Source organism: Cylindrospermum sp. FACHB-282, from assembly GCF_014697195.1.
Classification (GTDB): Bacteria; Cyanobacteriota; Cyanobacteriia; order Cyanobacteriales; family Nostocaceae; genus Cylindrospermum.
This window is the reverse complement of the sequence record NZ_JACJRJ010000101.1, coordinates 1-2,838: the sequence shown is the minus strand read 5'-3', so window position 1 is coordinate 2,838 and position 2,838 is coordinate 1. Positions and strand designations below refer to the sequence as shown.

Genomic DNA, 2,838 nt, shown 5'->3' with positions numbered 1-2,838 from the left:
TATTAACATAAAGGCGCGTGGGACACACGCCCTCAAAGCTCAATCAATGTCCTCATAGAGGAGTCGTTGAGAAGCCCACACTCACCCGAAGGGGAGTGTGTGGAGTATGTCACTAGCCCGCAAAAGTCTATACTGAGATTATAGTACAAACCATTCGTTCGCCTAGCGCATACCTCTGGGCGAGTTTACAAAATCTACCCCAATAGCAGCAACATTCTTTGCACAGATGCAAACTTGACGGTGAATAAATTTACCTGCGGCTAACCCCCCTAAATTCATTTAGCGTTACATATTTGCGGGATGAATTAGAGGCTAGAAACATTGAAACTTCGTTCCGCACCATCTATTTATGTTATGGGTTACCCCGCCGCAAATATCCTAGTTTTATGTATAAATAACATCTCACTAATTAAACACTACAGTACATTCCTCCGGTTTTTCTCAGGCAGATTTCTAGGTGGAACAGACCAACCTTGATAAAACCGTCGCTCCAACTTACCCAAACCAAACCAAATCCCAGCACCGCTAATAACAGCCAAAGTTAGAAAGCTAATGGTGAAAATATTCGCCTCACCATAAATGAACCTCAGCAAAGGAAGCAGCGCCCAAACTAGTACTGTCACTACAGCTAGTCCCACCCGCAACCGTTGCAGATTAGTCAGTGCAGTGCTACAACTAGCACATTTTTCAGTGTGGGAGTGGTATCTATCTAGTAGCACTTCCTTGGGTAATGGCGGTGGTAGAGTCTTACCCGGAAAAGGCTCAACACTATATTGATTCACCCAAGAACGCAACTGAAATACAAACATATCTGCCTTAGTTGGCAAATAAAACGCCTTGGTAAAGTTAGCACTACCACCACGTTCTTCCAGATACCGTTCTTGGTGATGCAGGAAAATTTGGTCATCTTCCAAGACGTTGTTTTGCCCGATATGTGAGTACCACCGCGGAGTCAGCTTCAGGAAAATTCCCGGTAATTTAGAGGAGAACTTGAAGGGAAAACGCGCAAATAGCCGACATTCTCCCTTGCGAATGGGAGTAGCGTAAACTACTGTCAACGTCCTACCAAACTGCTTAGAGGTGAGGTCATGCCACATCAACCCAGGAGCAATGAAAGTAGTATCCTGCCGTCCTAAAGTTCCTTTGCGCGGGCCTGCTGCCCAAGTGCCTTTAAATCCCCACTTCCCTGATTCTACAACCTCCAATTCCACAGGCGATACATTAGCCCGGTTGCCAACAGTGCGGTGGTGGGTGTAAGGAATGTGACTGGAATCGAGGACGTTTTCCATCAACGTCAGGGCATCATAGGGTATATCTCGAAAGGTATTTAGGCAAATCCAACCGTCCTGGTCTTCGTCTAAGATGTCAACAATGGGAACTTTAGTGTTAAGTGCATTCTCAGAAGAACCAGGATAAACGAACAAGAGTCCTTGACGAACTGTGGTGGGTAGTGAAGTCGCGCAGGCACGTTGAGAAACTTCTGCTTTTGCTCCCTCCATTTGTTGGGGGATGAGTGAACATTTTCCCGTTCCCGAAAACGCCCAGCCATGATAAGGACATTCTAGCAATCCGTCCTCGTTAATTCTCCCTTCTGACAGTGGTGCTAACCGATGGGGGCATTGGTCTACAAACGCTCGCCACATCTGCTGATTATTATCCCACCACAGGACAATATCCCGCTCTAGCAAAGTGAAGCGAGTTGGCTGGGATTTATCCAAATCTTCCACGTAATGGACAGGATACCAAACTTCCTGCCAGTCAAAGCGCTGTGGGTCGAGTCCACCAGCGGAGACTTCTTCTGTTACTCTAGTTTGAGATATGACTGAAAGGGGAAAATCCTCGGATTGGAGAATACTGTCGGACATGGTGGAATTAACAATGATTTTGATTTTCGGTTCAAACAAAATGTAACAATTTTTTAATCACCCTGGCAGGTAGATTGAAAAAATCAACCGATAGTCTAAAGTTGCATTAGTTAAAGCTACAATGATTATCATTATTACTAATTGGGGATTTTATTCCTTGGAAGTCCCTTAATGGCTAAAGTGACCTTTTTTGAATTCAAAATACAAAATAGAGCCTACGGCTCCCGTAAGGGATACAAAATGCAAAATGAAGAATAAAAACAATTTTGAATTAATTAATTCCGAGTACAGGCTCCCACTGATTCTAAGAATCAGCGGTCTACAATCAGTGCTGGGTTCAGAGCTACCACTGATTGTCTTTAATTTTTAATTTTTAATTTTTAATTTTTAATTCCCCGTTCGCCTTTGGCGTCCCGTAGGGAAGGGGTTGACTCGTTTATTCTTCTTAATTACATAAACAGTAGCTTGACCTCTCCCCGGTCTAAAGACACGGGGATTCTAAACTGATACTACGTGGTAGGCTGAAGCCGTACCACTTCGCTTTTTAGTTTTGGTTTCCCAGATACGAAATCTGGTAGCAAGGGTCAAAACTTGCCTACAGACCTTGACTAGGACGAGTCCTAATTGTGTCTCTACCTTGCGAAGTATATTCGCTGCACCATTTAAATCAGCGTTAATAAATAGTCCTTTTCCTGTGCGGAACATACCGCGTTTTACTCGTTTTCCACTTGGTTTCCACCCTTCAGGTTTTGCGCCGAAAGTAGGTAGAAAATCACCATCTAGAAAACTAGTTTTACTGGTATAGGATTCTTCAGTTTCTACAAATTTGATGCCGTGGTACTCGCATAACTGTTTAACTTGTTTTTTGAGTTTGGCGGTTGGTATCTGCACAAATGATTGCGTTGTTCTACCTAACTGCGCTTCTTGTCTTTGTCCCTGATTCCACCCAAATACCACTACACCAATTTGATGT

The 2,838-nt window shown here is 43.8% G+C and carries 2 protein-coding genes; both read right to left on the bottom strand.

Features of this window, described 5'->3' with window-relative positions; genetic code table 11:
• Positions 1 to 416: 416 nt before the first annotated feature.
• A complete protein-coding gene (locus H6G32_RS26265) occupies positions 417 to 1,865 on the bottom strand; it encodes an aromatic ring-hydroxylating dioxygenase subunit alpha (protein WP_190463683.1) in 1,449 nt (482 codons plus the stop codon).
• A 498-nt stretch (positions 1,866 to 2,363) separates the two neighbouring features.
• Positions 2,364 to 2,838 (bottom strand): zinc ribbon domain-containing protein (locus tag H6G32_RS26260; protein WP_190463682.1); only part of this gene is annotated, 475 nt, incomplete at its 5' end.

Bases quoted from the DNA above. Each gene is read 5' to 3' on its own strand.
- H6G32_RS26265 (WP_190463683.1), bottom strand. From the start codon at position 1,865: ATGTCCGACAGTATTCTCCAATCCGAGGATTTTCCCCTTTCAGTCATA.